Source organism: Achromobacter sp. Marseille-Q4954, assembly GCF_943737025.1.
In the GTDB taxonomy this organism is placed as follows: domain Bacteria; phylum Pseudomonadota; class Gammaproteobacteria; order Burkholderiales; family Burkholderiaceae_B; genus Achromobacter; species Achromobacter bronchisepticus_A.
The window spans coordinates 726,791-751,853 of sequence record NZ_CALSFQ010000001.1 but is presented as its reverse complement, the minus strand read 5'-3'; the positions used below and the strand labels follow the sequence as shown (position 1 = coordinate 751,853).

25 protein-coding genes are annotated in these 25,063 nt (G+C 65.9%); 18 read left to right on the top strand and 7 right to left on the bottom strand.

Features of this window, described 5'->3' with window-relative positions; genetic code table 11:
* Window positions 1–14: 14 nt before the first annotated feature.
* Together NGK62_RS03450 and NGK62_RS03445 are read right to left on the bottom strand one after the other, a co-directional pair.
* Window positions 15–911, bottom strand: a complete 897-nt coding sequence (locus NGK62_RS03450; protein ID WP_251877433.1) for an NAD(P)-dependent oxidoreductase — start codon at window positions 909–911, stop codon at window positions 15–17.
* 77 nt (window positions 912–988) lie between these two features.
* Window positions 989–2,443 (bottom strand): aldehyde dehydrogenase, encoded by a 1,455-nt coding sequence (locus NGK62_RS03445; protein WP_059374882.1) that lies wholly within the window; start codon window positions 2,441–2,443, stop codon window positions 989–991.
* A 172-nt stretch (window positions 2,444–2,615) separates the two neighbouring features.
* On the opposite strand from NGK62_RS03445, the gene NGK62_RS03440 reads away from it, so the two are divergent.
* From NGK62_RS03440 to NGK62_RS03355, 18 genes are all read left to right on the top strand, one after another.
* Complete coding sequence (locus tag NGK62_RS03440; RefSeq protein WP_251877431.1) at window positions 2,616–3,584, top strand: tripartite tricarboxylate transporter substrate binding protein; 969 nt, start codon at window positions 2,616–2,618, stop codon at window positions 3,582–3,584.
* A gap of 74 nt (window positions 3,585–3,658) precedes the next feature.
* Complete coding sequence (locus NGK62_RS03435) at window positions 3,659–4,639, top strand: Bug family tripartite tricarboxylate transporter substrate binding protein (RefSeq protein ID WP_059374871.1); 981 nt, start codon at window positions 3,659–3,661, stop codon at window positions 4,637–4,639.
* A 47-nt stretch (window positions 4,640–4,686) separates the two neighbouring features.
* A complete protein-coding gene (locus NGK62_RS03430; protein WP_251877429.1) occupies window positions 4,687–6,234 on the top strand; it encodes an acyl-CoA carboxylase subunit beta in 1,548 nt (515 codons plus the stop codon).
* 20 nt (window positions 6,235–6,254) lie between these two features.
* Window positions 6,255–7,619, top strand: coding sequence for an acetyl-CoA carboxylase biotin carboxylase subunit (locus NGK62_RS03425; RefSeq protein ID WP_251877427.1), 1,365 nt, complete (start codon window positions 6,255–6,257; stop codon window positions 7,617–7,619).
* A gap of 15 nt (window positions 7,620–7,634) precedes the next feature.
* Complete coding sequence (locus NGK62_RS03420) at window positions 7,635–7,847, top strand: acyl-CoA carboxylase biotin carboxyl carrier protein subunit (RefSeq protein WP_059374865.1); 213 nt, start codon at window positions 7,635–7,637, stop codon at window positions 7,845–7,847.
* A 7-nt stretch (window positions 7,848–7,854) separates the two neighbouring features.
* Entirely contained in the window at window positions 7,855–9,942 is a 2,088-nt protein-coding gene (locus NGK62_RS03415) for a 3-hydroxyacyl-CoA dehydrogenase NAD-binding domain-containing protein (RefSeq protein ID WP_251877425.1), read from the top strand.
* 44 nt (window positions 9,943–9,986) lie between these two features.
* Entirely contained in the window at window positions 9,987–10,391 is a 405-nt protein-coding gene (locus NGK62_RS03410) for a Zn-ribbon domain-containing OB-fold protein (RefSeq protein ID WP_251877423.1), read from the top strand.
* A complete protein-coding gene (locus NGK62_RS03405; protein ID WP_059375343.1) occupies window positions 10,391–11,563 on the top strand; it encodes a thiolase family protein in 1,173 nt (390 codons plus the stop codon). Before NGK62_RS03410 ends, NGK62_RS03405 begins: the two co-directional genes overlap by 1 nt.
* A 37-nt stretch (window positions 11,564–11,600) precedes the next feature.
* Entirely contained in the window at window positions 11,601–12,293 is a 693-nt protein-coding gene (locus NGK62_RS03400) for a 3-oxoacid CoA-transferase subunit A (protein WP_059374858.1), read from the top strand.
* Complete coding sequence (locus tag NGK62_RS03395) at window positions 12,283–12,954, top strand: 3-oxoacid CoA-transferase subunit B (RefSeq protein ID WP_251877421.1); 672 nt, start codon at window positions 12,283–12,285, stop codon at window positions 12,952–12,954. The genes NGK62_RS03400 and NGK62_RS03395 overlap by 11 nt, the downstream gene beginning before the upstream one ends.
* Before the next feature lie 113 nt (window positions 12,955–13,067).
* Window positions 13,068–13,454 carry a hypothetical protein gene (locus NGK62_RS03390; RefSeq protein WP_059374855.1) on the top strand — a complete coding sequence of 129 codons (387 nt, stop codon included), beginning with the start codon at window positions 13,068–13,070 and terminating at the stop codon, window positions 13,452–13,454.
* Window positions 13,451–14,299 (top strand): alpha/beta fold hydrolase, encoded by an 849-nt coding sequence (locus NGK62_RS03385; RefSeq protein ID WP_251877419.1) that lies wholly within the window; start codon window positions 13,451–13,453, stop codon window positions 14,297–14,299. The genes NGK62_RS03390 and NGK62_RS03385 overlap by 4 nt, the downstream gene beginning before the upstream one ends.
* Window positions 14,300–14,350: 51 nt before the next feature.
* Window positions 14,351–15,514 carry an ABC transporter substrate-binding protein gene (locus tag NGK62_RS03380; protein WP_251877417.1) on the top strand — a complete coding sequence of 388 codons (1,164 nt, stop codon included), beginning with the start codon at window positions 14,351–14,353 and terminating at the stop codon, window positions 15,512–15,514.
* A gap of 22 nt (window positions 15,515–15,536) precedes the next feature.
* On the top strand, window positions 15,537–16,406 hold the full coding sequence (locus tag NGK62_RS03375; protein WP_059374849.1) for a branched-chain amino acid ABC transporter permease: 870 nt from the start codon (window positions 15,537–15,539) through the stop codon (window positions 16,404–16,406).
* A 3-nt stretch (window positions 16,407–16,409) separates the two neighbouring features.
* A complete protein-coding gene (locus NGK62_RS03370) occupies window positions 16,410–17,384 on the top strand; it encodes a branched-chain amino acid ABC transporter permease (protein WP_059374846.1) in 975 nt (324 codons plus the stop codon).
* Window positions 17,381–18,163, top strand: a complete 783-nt coding sequence (locus NGK62_RS03365) for an ABC transporter ATP-binding protein (protein ID WP_251877415.1) — start codon at window positions 17,381–17,383, stop codon at window positions 18,161–18,163. The genes NGK62_RS03370 and NGK62_RS03365 overlap by 4 nt, the downstream gene beginning before the upstream one ends.
* Window positions 18,150–18,863, top strand: coding sequence for an ABC transporter ATP-binding protein (locus NGK62_RS03360; protein ID WP_059374842.1), 714 nt, complete (start codon window positions 18,150–18,152; stop codon window positions 18,861–18,863). The genes NGK62_RS03365 and NGK62_RS03360 overlap by 14 nt, the downstream gene beginning before the upstream one ends.
* A gap of 1 nt (window position 18,864) precedes the next feature.
* On the top strand, window positions 18,865–19,677 hold the full coding sequence (locus tag NGK62_RS03355; RefSeq protein ID WP_251877413.1) for an N-acyl homoserine lactonase family protein: 813 nt from the start codon (window positions 18,865–18,867) through the stop codon (window positions 19,675–19,677).
* A gap of 39 nt (window positions 19,678–19,716) precedes the next feature.
* On the opposite strand, the gene NGK62_RS03350 is transcribed toward NGK62_RS03355, so the two are convergent.
* From NGK62_RS03350 to NGK62_RS03330, 5 genes are all read right to left on the bottom strand, one after another.
* Window positions 19,717–20,562, bottom strand: coding sequence for a branched-chain amino acid aminotransferase (locus tag NGK62_RS03350; RefSeq protein WP_118931856.1), 846 nt, complete (start codon window positions 20,560–20,562; stop codon window positions 19,717–19,719).
* Between the two features lie 86 nt (window positions 20,563–20,648).
* Window positions 20,649–21,674: an ABC transporter substrate-binding protein gene (locus NGK62_RS03345; RefSeq protein WP_059374835.1), complete on the bottom strand. Its 1,026-nt coding sequence runs from the start codon at window positions 21,672–21,674 to the stop codon at window positions 20,649–20,651.
* A gap of 105 nt (window positions 21,675–21,779) precedes the next feature.
* Window positions 21,780–22,763: a branched-chain amino acid ABC transporter permease gene (locus NGK62_RS03340; RefSeq protein ID WP_059374833.1), complete on the bottom strand. Its 984-nt coding sequence runs from the start codon at window positions 22,761–22,763 to the stop codon at window positions 21,780–21,782.
* Window positions 22,760–23,647, bottom strand: coding sequence for a branched-chain amino acid ABC transporter permease (locus NGK62_RS03335; protein WP_118931855.1), 888 nt, complete (start codon window positions 23,645–23,647; stop codon window positions 22,760–22,762). The genes NGK62_RS03340 and NGK62_RS03335 overlap by 4 nt, the downstream gene beginning before the upstream one ends.
* Window positions 23,648–23,793: 146 nt before the next feature.
* Window positions 23,794–25,008, bottom strand: a complete 1,215-nt coding sequence (locus NGK62_RS03330) for an ABC transporter substrate-binding protein (RefSeq protein ID WP_059374829.1) — start codon at window positions 25,006–25,008, stop codon at window positions 23,794–23,796.
* Window positions 25,009–25,063: the final 55 nt, after the last annotated feature.

The following is a 25,063-nucleotide window of genomic DNA, read 5'->3' as shown; positions in this document are numbered from 1 at the left end:
TGGCAGGGGAGTGATTAGGAGGTGGTTCCCGACTCCGCATCGATGACCTGGCTGATGATCGGAAAATAGCGGTTGCCGTGTCCCTGGGCGAGCGCGGTGTCGAACCAATGGTCCACGTTGCGCGCGCCTAGCGCCCGTATGCCGGTTTGATCGGCCAGCGCCAGCGCATAGCGCAAATCCTTGCGGGCATAGTCCACGGGGAAGGCTTTTTCGGGAAAGTCTGCGGGCAGAATAGCCTTTAAGCCGTGGTTGCGCAACGCGAAGCTATCGGCCGATCCACGCGTGAAAGTCTCCAGCAGGACCCGTGGATCGACGCCCGAACGGCGCGCGATGGCGCGGGCTTCGGACAGGGCCACCACGGTCTCGAACAGCACCATGTTGTTCAGGATCTTCACGACCTGGCCGCTGCCGACCGGACCGCAGTGCGTGATTTCGTTGGCGAAGGTCGAGACCAGCGGCTTGACTCGGGCGAAGGCTGCGGCGTCGCCGCCGATCATGACCGAGAGCGTGCCGGCTTCCGCTGCCGCGCGCGTGCGGGCGACGGGGGCGTCAATGAAGGTCGCGCCGTTGGCCGCGAACTCCGCCGCCAGTTCGCGCGTTACATCGACCGGCGACGTGCTCAGATCGACGATGAACTGGCCCGCGCGCGCGCCGGCCAGCAGTCCGCCTGCGGCACGCGCCAACTGCGCCACGACTTCGCCGGACGGCAGCGACAGAAACACCACGTCGCAATCGTGCATGATCTGCGCGGCGGTCGCCTCGGTCACGCCATGGGAGGCCAGGCGGCGCAGGGGGGCAGGATCGTTGTCGCAGCCCAGCACCGGCAGTCCGCATTTGACGGCCAGGTTGCGGCAGATGGGTTCGCCCATGACGCCCAGGCCAATGAAGCCGGCACGTTGAAATTCAGCCATTTGGAAAGTCTCCGATAGAAGAAGCAGGGGGGGCCGCTGGCGCGGCCCGGTTCGATGAGGGAAAGGGGCGGCTGTGGCTACATGCCGAAGTAGATGCCCTTGGATTGCTGGTACAGCCGTAGGCCGCTCACGCCTTTTTCACGGCCGATGCCGCTTTGCTTGAAGCCGCCGAACGGGGTCGAAATCGAAAGCTGCTTGTAGGTGTTGATCCACACGCTGCCCGCCTCCAGGCGCTTGGCGATGCGCCAGGCGCGGCGGTAGTCCGCGGTCCAGATGCCGGAGGCCAGGCCGTAGGCGCTGTCGTTGGCCTGATCGACCAGGTCGTCTTCGTCCTCGAACGTCAGCGCGCATAGCACCGGCCCGAAGATCTCCTCGCGCACCACATGCGCGTCACGCGCCAATCCCGCCAGCACGGTAGGAAGATAAAACGCGCCCGTCTGCAGCCCGGCGTCGTCGGGGCGTTGTCCGCCCAGCAGCACCTGGGCGCCTGCGCGGCGGGCAGAGTCCACCATGGCCTCGATCCTGCCGCGATGGCCGAACGATGCGATCGGTCCCATCTGCGCGCCTTCCGCGTCGGGCAGGTCAACCTTGAGCGCGCTGGCGCGGGCGACCAGCTTCGCGATGAAGGACTCGGCGATGCTGCGCTGGACGTAGAGCCGCGAGCCCGCCACGCAAGACTGCCCGCTGCCTTCGAAGATGCCGCCGATGACGCCGTCTATCGCCGCGTCCTGATCCGCGTCCGCGAACACGATGTGCGGCGATTTGCCGCCGAGTTCCAACGCTACCGGCATCAGCTTCTCGGCGGCGGCATGGGCGATGGCGCGGCCGCTGGCGGTGCCGCCGGTGAACGACACCATGCGCACGCCGGGGTGTTCGACCAGGCGGCGGCCCACGGTCGAACCCAGGCCCGTCAGTACGTTGAGGATGCCCGGCGGCAGGCCGGCCTCCAGCGCGATGCGGCCCAGTTCCAGCGCCGGCGACGAGGTGACCTCGGACGGCTTGAGGATGACGGCGTTGCCGGCGGCCAGGGCAGGCGCGATCTTTTGCGCTTCCATCGTAAGCGGTGAATTCCAGGGCGTGATCGCCACCACCACGCCATACGGATCGTATTGCGTCATCGACAGATAGTTGCCGCGCGGCGGCGTGACTTCGGCTCCCAGCGTTTCGCAGACGCCCGCGTAGTAGCGGAAGGTGGCCGCGGCGCTGGCGACCTGGGCCTTGCATTCCGCCCAGACCTTGCCGTTCTCGATCATCTGCAGGCGCGCCAGCAAGGGTGCGTTGGCGTCCATGCCGTCGGCAATGCGTCGCAGGATCGCCGCGCGCTGGTGAGGCAGCATGTCGCGCCAAGCCGCGCGCCGCTGGGCTTGCCAGGCCGCATCCACAGCCTGGTCGACCTGCGCGTCGGATGCGGCGCTGATGAAGTAGTTGCGTGCGCCGGTGGCGGGGTTGATGGACTCGAAAGCATGGTCGCTTTGCGTAGCCCACTCCCCGCCGATCAGCATGGATTTCAGGGTTTCCGGGGTATCGGACATGAAGTTCTGTTCCTCTCTTGATGGCACGCCGCGAATGGGGCCGTGGCGTCGGACGAGCATTTATTCGTTGACATGCTCTGGCCGAAAAAATATAAAATAGAATAAACGTTCTGTCTAGAGGAACGATAAAAATATACCGCACGTCAATCGAAGGACAAGAGGAGACATCACAATGCAATGCAATTGGCTGCGCGCCCTGGCTTGTGCCGCGGCGCTGTTTGCGGGCACGGCACAAGCCGCGTCCTATCCGACCAAACCCGTGACCATGGTCGTGCCCTATCCGGCCGGCGGCGCCACCGATGTGGTGGCGCGCGCGGTGGCGGAAAAACTCACGCAGTCCTGGGGGCAGACCGTCATCGTCGAGAATCGCGCAGGCGCGGGCACGACGATCGGCGCCAGCGCGGTGGCGCGTGCGCAGGGCGACGGCTACACGCTGTTCATGACCACATCGGCGCACACGATCAGCGGCCATCTCTACGCCAAGCTCAACTACGACCCGGTCAAGGACTTTGCGCCGATCACGCTGGTGACCAAGGTGCCGCTGGTGCTGGTGGTCAATCCGTCCATCCCCGCCAAGAATCTGCAGGAATTTCTGGCCTATCTCAAGCGGGATGGCGCTTCGGTCAACTTCGCCTCTCCCGGCAACGGCACGGCCCAGCATCTGAGCGGCGAGCTGTTCAAGATCGCCACGCACTCCTCCATCACGCATGTGCCGTACCGCGGCGACGCGCCGGCCTTCACCGACCTGGCCGGCGGCCAGGTCCAGATGATGCTGGCCACCATCACCTCGGCCCTGCCGCTGATCGAATCCGGCAAGCTGCGCGCGCTGGCGGTGGCCAACGGCAAGCGGGTGCAGGCGCTGCGCGACGTGCCGACCTTTGCCGAGGCGGGCATGCCGGGCTTCGAGGCCGCCACCTGGTTCGGCCTGCTTGCGCCGGCGTCGCTGCCCGCGCCGCAAGCGCAACGCATCTATCAGGACGTATCGAAGATCGTGGCGACACCCGAGATGCAGGCGCGCATCGAAGGCTTGGGTGGAGAAGTGGTCAACAGCACGCCGCAGGCCTTCGCGGCCTTCATGGCGCAAGAGCAGGAGAAGTGGGGCCAGGCCGTCAAGGCTTCCGGCGCCGTCGCCGCGCAATAACGGCGAAGAGGTCCGCAGCCGCGCGTCCATGTAGCGCGCGGCGCGGAATCCGACAACAACGGAGGAGACACATCATGCAAGTTTCGAAATGGCTCGCGGCAGGTTCGTTTGCTTTGCTTGCATTCGGTCCCCAATGGGCAAGCGCCACCGGCTATCCCAACGCGCCGGTGAAATTCGTGGTGGGCTTCAGCCCTGGCAGCACCATCGACACGGTGGCGCGCATCATGGGCGAGGCGCTTTCCGCCCGCATGGGACAAACGTTCGTGGTGGAGAACAAGACCGGCGCCAACGGCATGATCGCCGCCCGTGCCGTGGCGCAGGCCAAGCCTGACGGCTACACCATCCTGGTCAGCAACTCCAGTTCGATCACGGTCAATCCCTTGCTCTACAAGGATATGCAGTACGACCCGCTCAAGGATTTCGCGCCGGTGACCACCGTGGTTTCGGTGCCTTTCATCCTGACGATCAATGCGGAGAATCCGCGTGTGGCCGGCGTGGTCGACGTCAAATCGCTGGTGGACCTGGCGCGCCGCAATCCCAATACCGTCAGCTACGGTTCGGCCGGCAACGGCAACCTGATGCACCTGGCAGGCGCCCAGCTGGCGACCATGTCCGATACGCAGATGCTGCATGTCCCGTACCGGGGCGCGGCGCCGATGGAGGCGGGGTTGATGTCCAAGGAGGTGGATTTCGGCTTCGACACCTTGTCGGGCGTGCCGCTGATCAAGGCGGGCAAGCTGAAGGCGCTTGCCGTGTCCACGGCGCAGCGCTGGCATGACTTGCCTGAGGTGCCGGCAGTGGCGGAGCTGGGCTATCCGGGCTTCGACATTTCCTTCTGGGTCGGCATTTTTTCCCCAGCCGGCACCCCGCCCGAAGTGGTCGAACGGCTGAACAAGGAGATTGCCCTGGCGGTCAAGGATCCCGCCGTGCGCGCACGTCTGGCGCCTCAGGGCAATCCCTTGACGCAATCGCCGCAGGCTTTCCGGCAGAAGATCGCCGATGAACTCAAGCAGAACGAAGCGCTCATCAAGCGCGCCAACATCAAGATCGATTGAGCCGGCGGCAATGGGCCGGTTCGGCAACAGGCAGAAGGGAGCATACGGTGTCCTGGGAAAAAGAACTGCGGGAATTGGCGCTGCGCAAGGAGTTGGCGGCGCGCATGGGCGGCGAGGCGAAAGTGCGCCGGCATCGGGAGGGCGGCAAGCTGCCGGTGCGTGAGCGCATCCAGAAGATGGTCGATGCGGAATCGTTTCGCGAGGTCGGTGCGCTGGCCGGCAGCGGGGAATACGACGATCAAGGCCAGCTGACGGACCTGACGCCGTCGAATCTCGTGATCGGCCGCGCCAAGGTGCAAGGGCGGCCGGTCGTGGTGTGCGCCGACGATTTCACCGTGCGCGGCGGCGCCAATGACGGCGCGGTCGGCGACAAGCTGATGGAGGCCGAGCGCATGGCCCAGGATCTGCGCCTGCCGCTACTGCGGCTGGTGGATGGCACCGGCGGTGGCGGCTCGGTGCGCAACATCGAGATCAAGGGCCACACTTTATTGCCCAAGTTGCGTATGTGGCCGCTGATGACGCAGAACCTGGCCACAGTTCCAGTCGTGTCGCTGGCGCTGGGCTCGGTGGCCGGCCTGGGCGCCGCGCGTGTGGCGGCAAGCCACTATTCCGTCATGGTGCGCGAGACCTCGCAGTTGTTCATCGCGGGGCCTCCCGTGGTGGCCCGTATCGGTCAGACGCTGGACAAGAATGAACTGGGCGGCAGCGACATCCACACCCGCAATGGCGTGGTGGATGACGAGGCCGACTCGGAAGAAGCCGCTTTTGCGATGGCACGGCGCTTCCTGTCCTACTTGCCCCGATCCGTGCACGAACTGTCGCCGCGCGCCGAGGGCGGAAGACGTCCAGGCGGCGGGCAGGACTGGCTGCGCGGCGTCATTCCCGCCGACGCGCGTGCCGTGTACAAGATGCGGCCCATTGTGGACGCGCTGGTGGACGAAGGCTCGTTCATGGAGATTGGCCGCCGCTGGGGGCGCGCGATGATCACGGGCCTGGCTCGCATCGACGGTTGGCCGGTGGCGGTCTTCGCCAGCGATCCCTACCACTATGGCGGAGGCTGGGACGGTCCTTCCGCCGAGAAATTCACCCGGCTGCTGGACCTGGCCGAGACCTTTCATCTGCCGGTCGTCAATCTGGTGGATGTGCCGGGCTTCCAGATCGGCCTGAACGCGGAGAAGGCCGGCGCCATGCGCTATGGCGTGCGCGCGCTGAGCGCGGTGGCGCAGTCCACCGTGCCATGGTGTTCGATCATCGTGCGCAAGGCGTTCGGCGTGGCGGCTGGCGGTCACCAGAGCGCGGGAAGATTCAATTTCCGCTATGCCTGGCCGTCCGCGCAATGGGGGTCGTTGCCGGTCGAAGGTGGATTGGAGGTCGCCTACAAGGCCGAGATCGAGGCCGCGGCGGACCCCGAGGCCAAGATGCGGGAGATCGAGGCGCGGGTACGCGGCCTGACCTCGCCGTTCCGCAGCGCCGAGGCTTTCGTGGTGGAGGACATCATCGACCCGGCCGCCACGCGCAACGTGCTGGAGGAGTTCGTGGAGTTGGTGGCGCCCTTGCGCGAAGCCGGCCCGCGCGCCTTCGGCTACCGGCCTTGATTCGCCACATGGAGCCTCTGATGAAGCGAGTGCTTGTTGCCAACCGGGGGGCTGTTGCCCGCCGCGTCATCCGGGCGCTGCGCACGCTCGGCATCGAATCCGTGGCGGTCTACTCCGAGGCGGACCGGGATTTGCCTTACCTGAGCGAGGCCGATGTCGCGCTCCCCATCGGCCCGGCGCCGGCGTCGCAGAGCTACCTGAACCGTGACACTCTTTTGCGGGTGGCGCGAGAGTGCGGCGCCGATGCCTTGCATCCCGGCTATGGCTTTCTTTCCGAGAACGCGGACTTTGCCGAAGCGGTGGAGCAGGCGGGCATGGTCTTTGTCGGTCCGTCCCCACGCTGGATTCGCATGCTGGGGCACAAGACCCAGGCGCGCGACGCGATGCGGGCGCTGGGCATGCCCATGGCGCCCAGCAGCGCCGTGCTGGGATGCGATCTGGAGGCCGTGCGGCAGGCCGCCGAAACCCTGGGCTATCCGGTGCTGATCAAACCTGCAACGGGCGGGGGCGGTATCGGCATGATTCCCCTGGCCTGCCCGCAGGATGTGGACACCGAATGGGGCCGGGCGCGGCTGATCGCCGAGCGCAGCTTCGGCGGTTCGGAGCTGTACCTGGAGAAGCTGCTGCGCGATCCGCGTCACGTCGAGTTCCAGTTCCTGGCCGACCGCCATGGACAACTGCGCTGCCTGTACGAACGCGATTGCTCGACCCAGCGCCGCCATCAGAAGGTGCTCGAAGAGGCGCCTGCTCCAGGCCTGGAGCGCGCCGCGCTGCAAGACATGGCCGCACGGTTGGAGGCCATGTTATCCGGCATGGGCTACGACGTGATCGGCACGGTCGAAATGCTGTACACGCCCGAAACCGGCTTCTCGTTCCTGGAGATCAATACCCGCCTGCAGGTGGAGCACGCGGTGACCGAGTCGGTGACGGGCGTGGATATCGTCGCCGCGCAGCTGCGGCTGGCTGCCGGCGAGCGCATGGCCGATGTGTTGCCGCTGGTTCCGCCCTTGAGCGGCCACGCCATCGAGGCGCGGGTCTATGCAGAGGATCCGGTGCGCTTCCTGCCTTCGCCGGGCGTGCTTCAGGAGTTTGCTCCGCCCGCGATGGCGGGGGTGCGCATCGAGACAGGCTACGCGACGGGATGCCGCGTTTCCAGTCACTACGACCCCATGCTGGCGAAAGTGATCGCCAGCGCGCAGACCCGCAGACAGGCGCTGGACCTGTTGAAGGCCGCCTTGGCTCAGTTCCGTGTGGCGGGCGTCAAGACCAACATTCCGTTCGTCCTGCGTCTGCTGGACGACCCTGAGTTCCGTGCGGGCCGCGTCTCCACCGGGATGGTGGCACGCATGCTCGAAGAATCGCGCGCGACCGCGCACGCCGCATAAATCAAGGAGATGACGATGTTCAAAGTGGAAACCCCCGTAGTCGGCCGAGTGGTCGCCGTAACCGTCCGACCGGGCCAGCGCGTGGAGGCTGGCGACAGCGTCGCCAAGGTGGAATCGATGAAGATGGAGATCCCAGTCGAGGCCGAGCGCGCGGGTACGGTCGTTCGCGTGCTCGTGGCGGAAGGCGACGAAGTGGACGAAGGCCAGATCGTCGTGGAACTGGAATGAGATGGCCATGTTGATCCATACCGAGCGGATGGAATCGGGGCGCGTGGCGGTATTACTGCTGCGCAATCCACCGGTCAATAGCCTGGGCGCGGAGCTGCGGACGCGATTGCATGCAGCGATCGAAGCCGCGCTGGCGGATGCCAGCGTGCGCGCGCTGGTGTTGGCGGGAGATGGCGACTTCTTCTGCTGCGGCGCCGAGATCCGCGAATTCAATACTCCCATGTCCACGCGCGAACCGACGCTGCGCTCGGTCATTGCGTTGCTGGAGGGCGCGACCAAGCCTGTCGTGGCGGCAATACACGGCGCGGCCCTGGGGGGCGGGTTGGAACTGGCGCTGGGCTGCCACTACCGCGTGGCCCTGGAAGGGACGTCGCTGGGCCTGCCTGAAGTGAAGCTGGGAGTGCTGCCCGGGGCGGGGGGCACGCAAAGGCTTCCGAGAATCGTTGGCGTCGAGCGGGCGTTGACCATGATCGCGCAGGGCGATCCGGTCGATGCGGCCACGGCAAGGGAATGGGGGCTGGTCGACGAGGTCTACGGCGACGCGCTGCTGCCGCGCGCGGCCGCCTATGCGCTGGCGGTCGCCGACGCGCCACTGGCGGATCGCAACGTTGGCGCGCGCCGGGTGCAGGCGCCGCCGGACACGGCAGTCTACGACCGCGCGCGTGCGCAGGCTGCCCGCCGCTACCGCGGCTGCGTGGCGCCGCTGGCTTGCGTGGCCTGCGTGGAATATGCGGCCGGGTCGGCGCTGCCGGACGGGCTGGCCTTCGAGCGCGAGCGCTTCCTGGAACTGGTCAACGGCAGCCAGTCCAAGGCGCAGCGCCACCTGTTCTTCGCGGAACGGGCGGCGCTCAAGCTGCCCGCGGATTGGCAGGCTGGCGGCGGCATCGCCAGGGTGGGCGTGGTGGGCGCCGGCACCATGGGCGGCGGCATAGCCATGAGCCTGGCCAATGCCGGCCTGGATGTGGTGCTGGTCGAACGCGATGAGCAGGCCTTGGATCGCGGGTGGTCGGCCATCAGGAATCACTACGCGGCGACCGTGGTCAAGGGAAAACTGTCGGCTGCGCAGGAGGCCGGACGCCTGGCGCGCATAAGTCGCAGCCTGGACATGGCGGCGCTGTGCGACGTCGACCTGGTGATCGAGGCGGCGTTCGAGGACATGGACGTCAAGCGCCAGATATTTTCCGCGCTGGATCGGATCTGCAAGCCCGGCGCCATACTCGCGTCGAACACGTCGCGGCTGGATATCGACGAGATCGCCGGATACACCAGCCGCCCCGCGCAGGTGCTGGGAACTCATTTCTTCAGCCCCGCCCATGTCATGCGGTTGCTGGAGGTAGTGAAAGGGCGCGCGACCGATGGCGCGGTGGTTGCGACGGTGTCCCGGCTGGCGCGCAAGATGGGCAAGCTGCCCGTGCTGGTAGGCGTCTGCGACGGCTTCGTCGGCAACCGGATGGTCAGCCCCTACACGCGGGAAGCGCATTTCCTGCTGGAGGAGGGCGCGTCGCCGTCGCAGGTGGACGGCGCCTTGCAGCGCTTCGGCCTGGCGATGGGGCCTTTGCGCATGGCGGACATGGCCGGACTGGATATCAGCTGGGCCTTCCGCAAGCGCATGGCGCCCACGCGGCCCGCGCATCTGCGTTACTCGCGCGTGGCCGACCGCCTGTGCGAACAAGGGCGTTTTGGCCAGAAGACGGGTAGCGGGTTTTACCGCTATGAACCCGGCAGTCGGGAGCCACTGGAGGATCCTGCCGTGCATGCGCTTATCGAGGCTTGCGCGCGGCAGGACGGCATCAGCCGGCGGGAGATCTCGGATGACGAGATCGTGCAGCGCACGGTATACGCGCTCGTCAACGAGGCGGCGCACATCCTGGACGAAGGCATCGCCGCAAGAGCGTCGGACATCGATGTGATCTACGTCCATGGCTATGGATTCCCGGCGCACCGGGGCGGTCCCTTGTTCTACGCGGATCAGCAGGGGCTGCCCGCCGTGCTGGCCGCGGTCCGGCGCTTCCACGAACAGCACGGCGAACAGTGGCGGCCGGCTCCCTTGCTGGAGCGGTTGGCGGCCGAGGGGCGGTCCTTCGCGGATTTGTGACGACAGCGGCGCAGCGCCGCGAACAAAGAAGAATGGAGACAAGCATGGTCACCGAAGAGAACGACGGCGCCGCGGCTCGCGGCCCGCAAGAACAGTATTTTTCCAGCCTGGCGCAAGGCCGGTTCCTGATCCAGCGCTGCGCATCTTGCGGCGCGCACCAGTTTTTCCCCCGAGTCCTGTGCATGCATTGCGGCGCCACCGAGCTGGAGTGGACCTCGCCGGCCGGCACGGGCACGGTCTATTCCTACAGCGTCGTGCGCCGCAAGCCGGAGGCCGGCGGCGACTACAACGTGGCGCTGATCGACCTGGAGGAAGGCGTGCGCTTGATGAGCCGGGTCGACGATATCGCGCTGGATCGCCTGCGCATCGGCTTGCCGGTACGTGCGCGGGTGCGGCGCGACGACGGCCAGGTGGCGATGCTGGTGTTCACGCCCGCGGAGGACGCATGATGACGCTGGAGTCGTTGCGTGGCCAGGTCGCGATAGCCGGGGTGGGGCATGCGGGCCTGGGCGAAGCCCATGGGTATACCGAGATGGAGGTACTGGCGCAGGCGGCGACGCGGGCGGTGGCCGATGCGGGCCTGTCGATGCGGGATATCGACGGCCTGGCGACATGCAGTTCGTCGGCCACCATGTGGAGCATGCCCGTGGCGGAGTACCTGGGGCTGCGGCCGCGCTATATCGAAGCCTCAATGTTGGGCGGTTCCAGCTTTGTGTCGCACTTGCTGCCATCCGTGATGGCGCTGGCTTCGGGGCAGTGCGACGCAGTGCTGGTGTGCTACGGCAGTACCCAGAAGACCGCCGTCTTCGGCCGCAAGGAGGGCGTCAAGGCGCGGGCCTTGCTCGATCCGCAGCCTTTCGAGCATCCATATTCGCCAATGCAGCCGGTCACGTCCTACGCCTTGGCAGCCGCCCGCCATATGTATCAGTACGGCACCACGCGGGAACAACTGGCCGAGGTGGCCGTCGCCGCCAGGGCCTGGGCCAGGCTGAATCCCGAAGCCGCGATGCGCGAACCGCTGTCGATCGAGGACGTGTTGCGGTCGCGTCCGGTCTCGGACCCCTTGACGGTGCGCGACTGTTGCCTGGTAAGCGACGGCGGCGGCGCGTATGTGATGGTGCGCGCCGATCGCGCCCGCCATTTGAAGCAGGCGCCCGTCTACGTGCTGGGCAGCGCCACGGCTGTCTGGAACCGGCAGATCTCGTCCATGGAGGACCTGACCGTCACCGCTGCGGCGGAATCGGGCAAGCGGGCGTTGGCCATGGCGGGCCTGGGCATCGCCGACGTGGACGTGGCCGAACTCTATGATGCCTTCACCATCAATACGCTGCTGTTCCTGGAGGACCTGGGCTTTTGCAAGAAAGGCGAGGCCGGTGCCTTCGTGCAGGGAGGCGGCATTGCCCCTGGCGGGCGGCTGCCCGTCAATACCAATGGCGGCGGACTGTCCTGCGTGCATCCTGGCATGTACGGCATCTTCCTGGTGATCGAAGCCGTGCGCCAGCTGCGCGCCCAGGCGGGAGAGCGCCAGGTTCCCGGGGCCGATATCGCGCTGGTGCATGGCAACGGCGGCACGTTGTCCAGCCAATCGACCGCCATTCTTGGCGGCCCGGCCACGCGTTGAGCGGGCCGCCTTCATCATAGGCAGGGAGAAAGAGCCCATGCTGGACAAGACAGTCAATACGCTGGAGGCCGCGGTGGCGGGCGTGCCGGATGGCGCGGTGATCCTGATCGGCGGCTTCGGCGCCTCGGGCGTGCCGACGGAGCTGGTGTGCGCGCTGCTGGACCAGGGCGCGCGTGAACTCACCATTGTCAACAACAACGCCGGCAATGGCCCTAGGGGCCTGAGCCAGCTGGTGGAAGCGGGACGCGTGCGCAAGATGATCTGTTCCTTCGCGCGTTCCTCCGACCGCAAGAACCCGAATGCGGCGGCTTTCGCGGACGCCTACCGCGCCGGGAGAATCGAGCTGGAGTGCGTGCCCCAGGGCACCATGGCCGAGCGCATGCGCGCCGCGGGCGCCGGGCTGGGACCGTTTTTCACGCCCACCGCCTACGGCACGCCGCTGGCGGCCGGCAAGGAGACGCGCGTCATAGATGGCGTGGGCTATGTGCTGGAAGCGCCTTTGAAGGGGGACTATGCCTTCGTCAAGGCCCGCGTCGCGGACCGTTGGGGCAACCTGATGTACCGCTACGCGGGCCGCAATTTTTCCCCGGTCATGTGCATGGCCGCCGCCACCACGGTGGCGCAGGTCGACGACATCGTGGACCTGGGCGGCATTGCGCCCGAGCACGTCATGACGCCGGGCATCTTCGTCAAGCGGGTGGTGCGGACAGGAGCTGGCCATGGCATTTGAAAAACTCACGCGGCAGCAGATCGCGCGGCTGGTCGCGGCCGATATCGAGGATGGCGCCTACGTCAATCTGGGCATCGGCATCCCCACGCTGGTGTCGGCGTTTCTACCGCCCGGCCGCGACGTGATCCTGCATACCGAGAACGGCATTGTGGGCATGGGGCCGGGCGACGCCGAGGCGCCGCTGGACCTGGATCTGATCAACGCCAGCAAAGAGCCTGTCACCCTGCTGCCGGGAGCGTCCATCACCGATCACGTGGTGTCGTTCGCCATGATGCGTGGCGGCCATCTGGATTTGACGGTGCTGGGGGCATTTCAGGTGTCGGAGCGGGGCGATCTGGCCAACTGGGACACGGGCGCGCCGGGCACGATACCCGCCGTGGGCGGCGCGATGGACCTGGTGGCGGGCGCCCGGCAGGTCTACATCACCATGGAACACGTCACCAAGGACGGCCAGCCCAAGATAGTCCGCGAATGCTCCTATCCGCTGACGGGCACAGGGGTGGTGGATCGCATCTATTCCGATCTGGCGATCATCGACGTTTCGCCTGCCGGGCTGTCGGTGAGGGCGATGGTGGCGGGCCTGGATTTCGAGGTCTTGCAGGGACTGACCGGATGCCCGCTGAGGCTGGCCGCTGATTGCCGGACGCTGACGGTCAGATAGGCATTTCTCCGGATTCTCGCCATGTTGACACCGGGACTTTTCAATATATAGAATGTTCTTACAGAAAGAACAAATGTTCTGTCTATAAGAACAAAAAAGAAAGCGGAGAGACAATGGAACCAGTTGCCAAACCTGCCGATGGCGCGCGGCTGGCGCAGCGCTTCAGTGCTCGCGCGCTGTCGTTTTCGCGTCAGCGCCAGGTCGATATGAATCTGCTGCTGCGCTTCGGGGCCAGCCCCGTGCTGGTGGGCGTGCGCGGCGGGCGGGTGGTAGCGGCCGCCGCGCCCGCCACACCCATGCCGTCCTGCGATTTTTCCTTGAGCGCGTCCGCGGATGCCTGGTCGCGCTTCTGGCAGCCGGTGCCGCCGGCAGGCTGGCATGACCTCTTCGCGCTCAGCAAGCGGCGCGAGCTGACCATCGAAGGCAACCTCCAGCCGCTGATGGCGCATCTGCAATTCATCAAGGACCTGCTGGCCACGGGCCGGGAGACGCAAGCATGAGCGCCGCTCTGGAACCCATCGTCGGCCGTTATGTGTCGTTGAACATCGCCGGCAGGAGCAACCGTGTCTACTTCGAAGAGGCGGGCGAGGGCATACCGCTGGTCTGCTTGCATACGGCGGGCGCGGACAGCCGGCAATACCGTCACATGATGTGCGATCCCGACATCACCTCGCGTTACCGGGTCATCGCGTTCGACCTGCCATGGCATGGCAAGTCCTATCCCCCCGAAGGTTGGCAGGACGAGGAATACCGGCTTTCCACTGAACTCTACGTGGCAACCATACTCGCCTTTTGCGACGCGCTGGCGCTGCCGCGGCCCGCCCTGATTGGCTGCTCGATAGGCGGTCGCATCGTGCTGCAGCTTGCCCACCAACATGCCGAGCGCTTTCGCGCGCTGATCGGCGTTGAAGCCGCGGACTTTCAGGAGCCGTGGTACGACACCGCCTGGCTGCACCGCGGCGACGTGCATGGCGGCGAGGTATGCGCCGCTCTGGTGTCCGGTCTGGTTGCGCCGCAATCGCCGGCCGTGCATCGGCACGAAACGCTCTGGCAATACATGCAAGGCGGGCCAGGCGTATTCCGCGGGGACCTGTACTTCTATCGCGTCGACGCGGACCTGCGGGGAAAGCTCGAAGGCATCCGCGCCGATCTGTGTCCGCTCTATCTGCTGACGGGGGAATACGACTTCTCCTGCACGCCCGAAGACACCTTGCGCACGGCCGCTGGCATACCCGGCGCGCAGGTCGCCGTGATGCGCGAATTGGGACATTTCCCGATGAGCGAAAACCCGCGGCAGTTCCGTCGCTACGTGCTGCCGGTGCTTGACGCCATCGCCCGCCTGTAGAGCGGGCGCAACAGACGGGCAGGCACTGCCCGCGTACTCACAGGAGACATCATGCGTTATCCGATCATTCTGGCTGGCCTCGTTGCCTTGGGGACCGCGTCCGCGGCACAGGCCCAGGAGACCCTGAAACTGGGCGCGCTGGTTACGCTGTCCGGCGCCGGGGCCGCGTGGGGGCAAGGCATGAAGAACGCCGCCGAGGTCGCGGCGGACCAGGTCAATGAGGCCGGCGGCCTGGACGTCGGTGGCAAGAAGTATCGGGTGCAGGTTGTCGCCTACGATGACAAGTACCAGGCCAACGAGGCCGTGACCGTCGCCAATCGCTTGGTATTCGAGGACAAGGTCCGCTACATCGTCGGGCCCGTCGGTTCGGCGCCCGTGCTTGCCATCCAGCCGATTACGGAGAAGAACAAGGTCATTCTGCTGACGCTGGGCTTTACCGCCAAGGCGTTGGCCGCGGACAAGCCCTATACCTTCCGTCCCAACGTCACCACCGCCGAGGTTTCGCAGCCGCAGATAGACTGGCTGGTCAAGTCGCAGGGGCTGCGCAAGGTGGGGGCCTTGTTTCCGAATGATGAAACCGGGCAGCAGATCGCCCTCGATCTGGAGGCCGCCTACAAGAAGGCGGGCGCGGCGCTGTCCGCCAAGGAATTCTTCGAACGCGACCGAGTGGATTTCGTGCCGCTGCTGACCCGCATGATGGCTCGCGGCATCGACGCCATCGAGCTGGACGGCAATTCGCCCGCCACCGCGGGTCTCATCGTCAAGCAGGCGCGCGAACTCGGTTTCGAGGGGCGCATCGTGCGCACGGGCGGACCGGCCACGCAGGAAATCGTGAACGTGGCGGGCAAACAGGCGGCCGAAGGCATGCTGGTGCATACGCCGATCGACCCGCAACTGGCCGCCACCAAGGCCTACGCGGACCGCTATGCGGCCAAGTACAAGCATCCGATGAACGGCTTCAGCCCGGCTTTCTACGATGGCACGCAGATGCTGTTCGAGGCCATGCGCCGCGCCGGCAGCGTGGAAGACACCGAGCGCGTCCGTGTCGAATTGGAAAAGCTCGATGGCTTCGAGGGTGCGCTGGGAAAACTGAGCTGGACTGGGCGGGCCATGTACGGGATCGATCACCAGCTCAACGCGCCGTTCTACGTAGCCGAGGTCAAGGACGGCCTCGAGGTGATCCGCGCGCGCTGCACCGTGGCGGAGTGCCGCTAGCGCGGCCCGGGGGGAGCGCGACGTGGATTGGAGCATTTTGCTGGCGCAGGCCACGGTCAACGGCTTGATCGTGGGGCTGCTGTATCTGTTGATGGCCGTGGGTTTCACGCTGGTGTTCGGCGTGATGCGGATGGTGAACTTCGCTCATGGCGAGTTCTACATGCTGGGGGCATTCGGCGCGTACTACCTGACGACCCAGGCGGGCTTCTCGTTCCTGCCGGCCGTGGCGCTGACCTTCGTGTTTGCGGTGGCCGGTGGCGCGGCGCTGGAATGGGGCGTGCTGAAGCCGTTTCGGCGCGATGAACTCAACGGCATGATCGCGACCATCGGGCTGGCGATGATCCTGCAGAACCTGGCGCTGATGTTCTTCGGCCCGGATCCGCTTTCCATGCCGGCCGTGGCGCGGGGCACGGTGCGCCTGGACAAGCTGGTCGTGCCGCTGTCGCGCGTCTACGTCGTCGCTTTCGCCTTGTTGGCGCTGGCGCTGCTATATGGGTTCCTGCGTTATTCACGGCCGGGACGGGCGCTGCGCGCGGTGGTGGAGGATTTCGAAATCGCGGCGATCCAGGGCATACGCTCGCGCATGTATTACCCCCTGGGTTTCGGCTTGGGCGTAGGGCTGGCGGCGGTGGCGGGCGCGTTGATGGCGCCCTTGTTCTCGGTGTCGCCGTTCGTGGGCGCAACACCGTTGCTCAAGGCGTTCATCGTGGTGATCCTGGGTGGGCTGGGCAGCATCCCGGGCGCGGCGGTCGCCGGACTGGCGCTGGGGCTGGCGGAGAGCTACGGCAGCCTGCTGTTTGAAAGCAGCACGGCGGACATGCTCATCTTCGCCGTGGTCATCGTGATGCTGGTGGTGCGGCCCAAGGGGCTGCTAGGCCGCGGGGAGGCATAGGCCATGACAGAACTATCGCTTGAATCCGGCTTGCCGCGGCCCGCGCCGTTGCGTTGGCTGCTGTGGGCCATGCTGGCCGCGGTGGCGGCGGCGCCCTGGTTCGCCGGGCCCTTTGTTCAGCATCTGGCGGTGCTGACCTGCCTGAACGTGCTCATCGTCAACGGTCTGGCGCTGATCTCGCGTTGCGGCCAGCTGTCGCTGGGACATGCCGCTTTTGTCGCCATAGGCGCCTATGGTTCGGTGCTGGCGGGACGCTACCTGGGTTGGAGCTTTTTGCCCGCCGCGTTGGCGGGAATCGCCTTGACGGCGTTGGTTGCGCTGGCTCTCGGAGCGGTGATCCTGCGGCTCAAAGGCGTGTATTTCGTGCTGGTCACTTTCGCGTTTGGCGAGCTGCTGCGCCTGATCCTGCTCGACGGTTCATCGTGGTCGGGCGGTGCCAATGGCATCGCCGGGATCGAGCCTGCCGCGTTGGCGGGCCTGGTGTTCGACTCTCGCGCGCGTTTCTACGGATTGGCGCTGTGCGCTGCGCTGGGCTCGGTGGCACTGCTGAGCGCCTTGGCGCGACGGCCATTCGGACATGCCATCGACGCCGTGGCCGACAACCCGGCACTGGCCGAATCCACCGGCCTGAGCGTGCGCCGCATCCAGCTATGCGCTTTCATTGCCGGCTGCGCCCTGGCTGCGGCAGGAGGCTCGTTGCTGGCGCGCTATGTCGGCTACGTGTCGCCGGAATCCTTCAACGCCAGCATTTCCATCGGCTTCATCATCATGCTGGTCATCGGCGGACGACGTTCGGTGTGGGGAGGCCTGATCGGCGCCATGGTGTTGACTCCGCTGCCTGAGCTGTTTCGTGGCGCGGTGCAGACGCAGCATATTTTCTACGGCGCGGCGTTGATCCTCATCCTGCGCTTTCTGCCCGCGGGCCTGGCCAGCTTGCCGGGGCCCTGGCAGGCGCGTCGCCGCAAGGAGTCCCAATGAACCAAGCGCTGCTGCAAGTGCAGGGCCTGTCGCGCAGTTTCGGCGGCCTGGCCGCCCTGAGGGAGTTGAGCTTTTCCGTCTCTCAGGGCGAGATCGTCGGGTTGATCGGTCCTAATGGGGCGGGCAAGACCACGGCGTTCAACGTCATCAGCGGCACCATGCCGCCGACCTCCGGTAGCGTGCGGTTCGATGGCCGCGATATCGCTGGCGGTCCACCCAGCCGAGTGGTCGTGCAAGGGCTGGCACGCACGTTCCAGTCCACCTCGACTTATCCCGACGTCTCGGTGGCCGAGAACATCCGCCGCGGCATGCTGGCGCGCGCGCGGCAATCATGGTTGCGCCGCTTGGCAGGGCGCAGCCACGACCTGCTTACCGACAAGCAGATCGCACAGGAGGTCAACCGGCTGTTGAGCCTGCTGGACCTGCAGGCCTGGCGCGATGCGCCGGCTGGGGCGCTGGCCTATGGCTTGCAGAAGAAGTTGGGGATCGCCGTGGCGCTGGCTTGCCGCCCGCGCATGCTGCTGCTGGATGAGCCAGCCGCCGGGCTGAATCACGAGGAATGCAACGAGTTGGGAAGGCTGTTGCGCCGCCTGCAGTCGGAAGAGGGGTTGACCATGCTGCTGGTGGAGCACCATATGGCGCTGGTCATGGAACTCTGCCACCGCATCGTGGTGCTGGTCCAGGGCGAGAAGATCGCCGAAGGCGCGCCGCAGGCCATCCGCGAAAATCCCGCCGTCATTGAAGCCTATCTGGGAGCGCCCGATTATGCCCATGCTTGAAGTCCAGGATATGAGCGTGCGCTACGGCCAGTTGGAGGCCGTGCGTGGTGTCAGCTTTGCGGTGGAGACAGGCCAGATCGTGGCGCTGGTCGGTTCCAACGGCGCGGGCAAAAGTTCGACCTTGAAGGCGCTCATCGGGTTGGCGCCGGTTGCTGGCGGCCGCATTCTCCTCGATGGCCGGGATCTGGCGCGGCAAGGCTCTGCCGCCCGTGTCGCCGCCGGCCTGTCGTTGTCGCCCGAAGGACGCCGCCTGTTCGGGCGCATGAGCGTGTTGGACAACCTGATGGCGGGTGCACATGCGGTGCGTTCGCGCCCGGCAATACGTCGCCGGCTGGACGAAATCTATGCTCTGTTTCCCAGAGTGCGGGAGCGGCGTTCGCAACTGGCGGGGTCGTTGTCGGGCGGAGAGCAGCAGATGGTCGCCATCGGGCGGGCGCTGATGGCGCAGCCGCGGCTGTTGATGTTGGATGAACCCTCGTTGGGCATCGCGCCCAAGATCGTGGCGGAGATCGCCGGCGCCATCGAGCGCATCAACCGGGACAGCGGCATTGCCATCGTTCTGGTGGAGCAGAACGCCCGCCTGGCGCTGCGCCTGGCTCACCAGGCGCACGCATTCGAGCATGGCGTCGTGGTGCGCAGCGGCAAGGGGTCCGAACTGCTGGAGGATCCGTTCGTGCAGAAAGCCTATTTGGGAGTTTGATATGGGCGATCCAAGGCGGGATGTGCTGCCGGAGTACGAGGTGTACGCCATCCGCTACGCGCGCATGCCGCGTCGGCGGCGCGACAATTTTCTGGGTGGCGACCCCCACGACGCCGACATGCCGATGGACTTCTTCGTCTGGCTGGTGCGTGGCGCCGGACGCGTCGTGCTGGTCGACACCGGATTCAATGCCGAGACGGCGCATAAGCGCCACCGCGAGCTGATCCATTGTCCGATAGCGGCCTTGGCGCCGCTGGGCGTGCGGCCCGAGGACGTTCAGCACGTGGTCCTGACCCATCTGCATTACGACCATGCCGGCAATCTGGATCGTTTGCCGCGGGCGCGTTTCCATGTGCAGGATGGCGAAATGGACTACGCGACCGGCCGCTGCATGTGCTTTGAACCGTTGCGGCATGCCTATGCCGTCGAGGACGTGGTCAGCCTGGTCCGGCATGTCTACGAGGACAGGGTCGTATTCCACGATGGCGATTCAGCGCTGTTGCCCGGCATCGGGCTGCTGAAGATCGGCGGCCATACCAAGGGCTTGCAGGCCGTGCGGGTGCACACCGCGAGAGGCTGGGTGGTGCTGGCATCGGATGCCAGCCACTACTACGAGAACATGGACGCGGGCCGCCCTTTTCCCATCGTCTACAACACAGCGGAAATGTTGTCGGGATACGCCAGGCTGGTCGGGGCTGCGCAATCGGAGGAACACGTCGTTCCGGGCCATGATCCTCAGGTGCTGGAGCGCTATCCTTCCTGGCAGGGTTCGCCGCATGTGGCGGCGCTGCATCTGCCGCCACGGGCGGACTGATTCCAGCCCTGATCCCGCCCGTGGCGTGAGCCGCGAGCCTCAATGACGGCCGGTTTGCTCCGCGTAATCCATATACAGCTTGTGCGCGCGGCGGGCCATGGGGCCGTATTCGAGCTTGCGGTCTTCCACGCGGTTCACGTGCACCACCTTGCCGTAGTTGCCGGACGAGAATACTTCGTCGGCTTCCTCGATGTCGGCGCGGGTCAGGCTGCGTTCCTGCACGTCGACGCCGTCGGCCTTCAGCAGCGCCAGCACGCGGCGGCGCGTGATGCCATTCAGAAAGGTGCCGTTGTCGGCCGGCGTGGACACCACGCCGTTCTTGGCGATCCACAGGTTGCTGGTGGCGAACTCGGCGATGTTGCCCGCGCCGTCCAGCATGATGGCGTTGTCGAAACCCTTCTCGGCGGCTTCGCGGATGGCGCGCTGGCCGTTGGGGTACAGGCAGGACGCCTTGGCGTCGGTGGGCGCCATGTTGGGCCAGGAACGCGCAAAGCTGGAGAAGCAGGCGGAGAAGCCCTGGTCGCCCGGCATCGGCACCTTGAACACGTGCAGCACGAACTGGGTCTTGTCGGCGTCCGGCAGCAGGAAGCCGTCGGCGCAATAGAACATCGGTTTGATGTAGAGTTCGCTGCCCTGCGGGAACTTCGCCACCGCCTGCAGGCAGAGCTTTTGGATCTCTTCCCAGCCGATCTGGGGCTTCATCAGCATTTTTTCGGCCGAGCGCACCACGCGTTGGCAGTGCAGATCCAGGTCGGGCGTCAGGCCGCGGAATGCGCGCGCGCCGTCGAACACCATGCTGGCCATCCAGAAGGCGTGGTCGGCGGGGCCGAGCAGTTTGGGGTTTTCAGTGGTCCAGTGACCGTTGTGCCAGAACAAGGCATCCATGGTTGTCTTCCTTCACTTGAATTGGGGTGGCGCTATCGGCGCGCCGAAACGTCAGGATACATGAGGCGGCTGCCGGCTTCCCGGCATCATTCGCGCGCCAGCGCCGCTTGCACGCGGTCGGCTGCCTGGGCCGGCATCCATTGCCGCCAGACCGGGCCGTATTGCTTGAGGAAATAGCGCGCGGCGTCCTCGGGTTCTTTGCCTTCGTTTTCCAGCCAGCCCAGGGTGGCGTCGATGGCGTCGCCGGGTACCGTCAGCTTGCCCAGGAATTCGGCGATCTGCGGCGCCTGTTTCGCGAACTCGGCATTCACGCCCGTGACGACGGGGTTGGGTTTGAACTCGGTGGGCACGGGATTCGCGCACTTGGGATCGGTCATGCAGGTGTAGGCGGCCTGGTCGAACGCGGGCAGTTCCAGCTTCACCAGATCCAGCGCGCCGACCAGCGAAGTGGGCGTCCAGTAGTAGAAAACGATGTCGCGCTTGCGCTTGTAGGCGGACACGATGGCGGCTTTCTGCGCAGCGCCGGAGCCGGGCGCGAACATCGCATAGTCCTTTTCAAGCTTCAAGGCGCGCAGCAGGTTCTCGTTCAGGGTGCCGCAGGCCCATCCTGCCGGACAACCGTAGATCCGGCCGCGGCCGGGTTCCTCGGGATCGGCGAAGACGTCCTTGAAGCGTGCCAGGTCGGCTGCCGACTTCAAGCCGGGATGGCGCTCGACGGTGTAGCGGGGCACGTACCAGCCTTCGCCGGCGTCGTAGACGTGGCCCACGCCCAGCACCTTGCCGCTGGCCAGGGCCTTCTTCCATGCGCCCTCGATCTGGCCGGGCCACACTTCCGGGGTGACGTCGACGTCACCGCGTTGCAGCGCCGCCAGCATGGGCAGGGTTTCGCCGATTTCGACCGTGGTCTTGCAGCCGTAGCCGTGTTCCAGCACGTAGCGTTCGATGCCGGCCAGCACCAGGTTGGATTCCCAGTTCAGGCCGCTGAAGCGGACCGGCCGTTTGACTTCGCATACGGGCGCGGCGGCATCCGCGGCTTGCGCAGCCGGGGGAAGAAGGGCGGCGGCCAGCGCCAGGGCGCCAAGGACGGGGGCGAGCGGATGCGGTTTGCGCATGGTCAGGCACCTGTTTGGTTGGGTGCCGTTCATTGTACGGGCGGCAGCGGCCTCGCCAAATGAAACGGGGCCGCATAACGCGGCCCCGTGCTTGCGCTGCCAGGATCAGGCGCGGGCGGCGCGCCGGCGATCGATGAAGGCGCCGACCTCGCCCACGATGCCGCGGCGGAAGGCCAGCACGCAGATCACGAAGATCAGGCCGATCACGATGGTGACCGATTCGCCCAGGCGCAGGAACCAGTCCACGCCGGTCAGGTTGGCCATCATCTGGCCGAAGTCGCCCACCTTGTTTTCCATCAGCACCACGATGAAGGCGCCGAGGATGGGACCGGTCAAGGTGCCGAGTCCGCCGATCAGCGTCATCAGGATGACCAGGCCGGACATCTGCCAGGTGGCATCGGACAAGGTGGCCGACACGAAGACCAGGGTCTTGGTGGCGCCCGCCAGGCCGGCCAGCGCTGCCGACAGCACGAAGGCCAGCAGCTTGAAGCGGTCGACGTCGTAGCCCAGCGAGATGGCGCGTGGTTCGTTTTCGCGCAGCGCCTGCAGCACCTGGCCGAAGGGCGAGTTCACCGTGCGCCAGATGATGAAGTAGCCAATGATGAAGATGGCCATCACCACGTAGTACAGGTTCAGGTCCTTGGACAGGTCGATCAGCCCGAACAGGGTGCCGCGCGGCACGCTCTGCAGGCCGTCCTCGCCGCCGGTGAACTTCGCCTGGAGGAAGAAGAAGAACACCATCTGCGACAGGGCCAGGGTGATCATGGCGAAATAGATGCCGCTGCGGCGGATAGCGATGGCGCCCATCGCCAGACCCAGCAGCCCCGCCACGGCCACGCCGAACAGCAGGCCGATCTCGGTGGGGAAGCCCCACACCTTGAGCGCGTGGCCGGTGGCGTAGGCCGCGCTGCCCAGGAAGGCGGCGTGGCCGAACGACAGCAGCCCGGTGAAACCCAGCAGCAGGTTGAATGCGCAGGCGAAGAGCGCGTAGCACATGATCTTCATGGCGAAGATCGGATAGACCCCGATGAAGGGAAGAATGGCCACCACGATGGCCAGTACCGCATAGCCCAGGAATTGACGATTCATTTTTCTTTTCCGAACAGCCCGGCCGGGCGGATCAACAGAACGATGGCCATGATGATGAACACGACCGTGCTGGAGGCCTCGGGCCAGAACACCTTGGTCAGTCCTTCGATCACGCCCAGGCCCAGACCGGTCACGATGGCGCCCATGATGGACCCCATGCCACCGATCACGACCACGGCGAACACGACGATGATGAGGTTGGAGCCCATCAGCGGAGAAATCTGCAGCACGGGCGCGGCCAGCACGCCGGCAAAGCCCGCCAGCGCCACCCCGAAGCCATAGGTCAGGGTGATCATGCGCGGCACGTTCACGCCGAAGGCCTCGACCAGGCGGGGGTTTTCGGTGCCGGCGCGCAGCAGGGCGCCAAGGCGGGTGCGTTCGATGACGAACCAGGTTGCCAGACACACTGTCAGGGAGGCTGCCACGACCCAGCCGCGGTAATTCGGCAGGATCATGAAGCCCAGGTTGGTGGCGCCGCGCAGCGCGTCAGGCGTGGGGTAGGGCTGACCCGAGACGCCGTAGAAGCTGCGGAACAGGCCTTCTATCAGCAGCGTCAGGCCGAAGGTCAGCAGCAGCCCGTACAGGTGATCCAGCTTGTACAGGTGCCGCAGCAACAGCTTTTCTATGATGATGCCGAACAGCCCGACGACCAGCGGCGCCAGGATCAGCATGATCCAATAGTTCAACCCCAGGTACGACAGCCCCATCCAGGCGATGAACGCGCCCAGCATGTAGAGCGCGCCGTGCGCGAAGTTGATGACGTTCAGCAGCCCGAAGATGACGGCCAGCCCGAGCGACAGCATGGCGTAGAAGGAGCCGTTGACCAGGCCTAGCAATAGCTGGCCGAACAAGGCCTGTATGGGGATGCCGAAAATGTCAGTCATCTTATGAAAATCCTGCGCGTACGGAGGGAAGCGAGCTAATCAAAACGCGGCCCGGCCAAAACGTGGCTCGGCCAAGACGCGGCCCGGCCAAAACGCGGCCCGGCGCATAGGTTCGCCGGGTCGCGTCTGGGGGCACGTGGGCTGGATTACTTCTTGACCAGCTTGCAGGTGGACTCGGACAACTTGGTGTAGACCTCGTCGCCAGGCAGCGTCGCCACGACCTTGTAGTAGTCCCACGGGGCCTTGGATTCGGCCGGCGTCTTGACCTGCATCAGATACATGTCGTGGATCATGCGGCCGTCTTCGCGCACGTAACCGCCTTGCGCGAAGAAGTCGTTGACCTTGTTCGACTTCATCCACTTCATGACGGCGTCGCCGTCGTCCGTGCCGGTGGCCTTGATGGCGTTCAGATAGAAGGCCGTGGCCGAATAGTCGCCCGCCTGCAGCATGGAAGGCTTGCGGCCGACCTTGGCTTCGAACTTCTTGGACCAGGCGCGCGAGGCGTCGGATTGGTCCCAGTACCAGCCGTCGGTCAGGTACATGCCTTGCGTGGCTTGCAGGCCCAGTGCGTGGACGTCGTTGATGAAGACCAGCAGGCCGGCCATCTTCATGGTCTTGGTCACGCCGAATTCATTGGCGGCCTTGATCGAGTTGATGGTGTCGCCGCCCGCGTTGGCCAGGCCCAGGATCTGCGCCTTGGAGGCTTGCGCCTGCAGCAGGAAGGACGAGAAGTCCGAGGCGCCCAGCGGCGCCCGCACCTGGCCCTTGACCTCGCCGCCCGCGGCCTTGACCACGGCCATGGTGTCGCGCTCCAGCGCATGGCCGAAGGCATAGTCGGCGGTCAGGAAGAACCAGCTCTTGCCGCCGTCTTTCACCACGGCGGAACCGGTGCCGCGCGCCAGGGCGACGGTGTCGTAGGCGTAGTGCACGGTATAGGGCGAACACTGGGCGTTGGTCAGGTCCGACGCGCCCGCGCCGATCGCCATGAAGGGCTTCTTCTTCGCGGCGGCCACGCCGGCCATGGCCAGGCTGGTCGACGAGTTGGTGCCGGCGATGATGACGTCCACCTTCTGCTCGTCGAACCATTCGCGCACGCGCGCCGAGGCAACGTCGGCCTTGTTCTGGTGGTCCGCGGAGACGACTTCGATCTTCTTGCCGTTGATCGAACCGCCGGCGTCCTCGATCGCCATGCGCACGGCTTCCAGACCGGCCTTGCCGTCGATGTCCGAATACACGCCGGACATGTCAGTGATGAAGCCGATGCGGATGACATCGTCGGAGATACCTTGCGCGTGGGCGGGTGCCCCAGCAAATCCCAGGCCCGCCATGGCCAGTGCAGCAGTGATGGTGTGCAGCTTCATGGGATGACTCCTCTCTTCCCTACGGTGTAGTGTTGCCGGAATTCCGGCGGATGAC

Excerpts from the sequence above, each read along its gene's own strand:
- NGK62_RS03445 (WP_059374882.1), bottom strand. The coding sequence starts at position 2,443 with ATGTCCGATACCCCGGAAACCCTGAAATCCATGCTGATCGGCGGGGAG.
- NGK62_RS03425 (WP_251877427.1), top strand. The coding sequence starts at position 6,255 with ATGAAGCGAGTGCTTGTTGCCAACCGGGGGGCTGTTGCCCGCCGCGTC.
- NGK62_RS03350 (WP_118931856.1), bottom strand. The coding sequence starts at position 20,562 with ATGGATGCCTTGTTCTGGCACAACGGTCACTGGACCACTGAAAACCCC.
- NGK62_RS03355 (WP_251877413.1), top strand. The coding sequence starts at position 18,865 with ATGGGCGATCCAAGGCGGGATGTGCTGCCGGAGTACGAGGTGTACGCC.
- NGK62_RS03435 (WP_059374871.1), top strand. The coding sequence starts at position 3,659 with ATGCAAGTTTCGAAATGGCTCGCGGCAGGTTCGTTTGCTTTGCTTGCA.
- NGK62_RS03420 (WP_059374865.1), top strand. The coding sequence starts at position 7,635 with ATGTTCAAAGTGGAAACCCCCGTAGTCGGCCGAGTGGTCGCCGTAACC.
- NGK62_RS03385 (WP_251877419.1), top strand. The coding sequence starts at position 13,451 with ATGAGCGCCGCTCTGGAACCCATCGTCGGCCGTTATGTGTCGTTGAAC.
- NGK62_RS03410 (WP_251877423.1), top strand. The coding sequence starts at position 9,987 with ATGGTCACCGAAGAGAACGACGGCGCCGCGGCTCGCGGCCCGCAAGAA.
- NGK62_RS03330 (WP_059374829.1), bottom strand. The coding sequence starts at position 25,008 with ATGAAGCTGCACACCATCACTGCTGCACTGGCCATGGCGGGCCTGGGA.
- NGK62_RS03340 (WP_059374833.1), bottom strand. The coding sequence starts at position 22,763 with ATGAATCGTCAATTCCTGGGCTATGCGGTACTGGCCATCGTGGTGGCC.
- NGK62_RS03390 (WP_059374855.1), top strand. The coding sequence starts at position 13,068 with ATGGAACCAGTTGCCAAACCTGCCGATGGCGCGCGGCTGGCGCAGCGC.
- NGK62_RS03405 (WP_059375343.1), top strand. The coding sequence starts at position 10,391 with ATGACGCTGGAGTCGTTGCGTGGCCAGGTCGCGATAGCCGGGGTGGGG.
- NGK62_RS03345 (WP_059374835.1), bottom strand. The coding sequence starts at position 21,674 with ATGCGCAAACCGCATCCGCTCGCCCCCGTCCTTGGCGCCCTGGCGCTG.
- NGK62_RS03415 (WP_251877425.1), top strand. The coding sequence starts at position 7,855 with ATGTTGATCCATACCGAGCGGATGGAATCGGGGCGCGTGGCGGTATTA.
- NGK62_RS03450 (WP_251877433.1), bottom strand. The coding sequence starts at position 911 with ATGGCTGAATTTCAACGTGCCGGCTTCATTGGCCTGGGCGTCATGGGC.
- NGK62_RS03400 (WP_059374858.1), top strand. The coding sequence starts at position 11,601 with ATGCTGGACAAGACAGTCAATACGCTGGAGGCCGCGGTGGCGGGCGTG.
- NGK62_RS03380 (WP_251877417.1), top strand. The coding sequence starts at position 14,351 with ATGCGTTATCCGATCATTCTGGCTGGCCTCGTTGCCTTGGGGACCGCG.
- NGK62_RS03335 (WP_118931855.1), bottom strand. The coding sequence starts at position 23,647 with ATGACTGACATTTTCGGCATCCCCATACAGGCCTTGTTCGGCCAGCTA.
- NGK62_RS03365 (WP_251877415.1), top strand. The coding sequence starts at position 17,381 with ATGAACCAAGCGCTGCTGCAAGTGCAGGGCCTGTCGCGCAGTTTCGGC.
- NGK62_RS03440 (WP_251877431.1), top strand. The coding sequence starts at position 2,616 with ATGCAATGCAATTGGCTGCGCGCCCTGGCTTGTGCCGCGGCGCTGTTT.
- NGK62_RS03360 (WP_059374842.1), top strand. The coding sequence starts at position 18,150 with ATGCCCATGCTTGAAGTCCAGGATATGAGCGTGCGCTACGGCCAGTTG.
- NGK62_RS03395 (WP_251877421.1), top strand. The coding sequence starts at position 12,283 with ATGGCATTTGAAAAACTCACGCGGCAGCAGATCGCGCGGCTGGTCGCG.
- NGK62_RS03370 (WP_059374846.1), top strand. The coding sequence starts at position 16,410 with ATGACAGAACTATCGCTTGAATCCGGCTTGCCGCGGCCCGCGCCGTTG.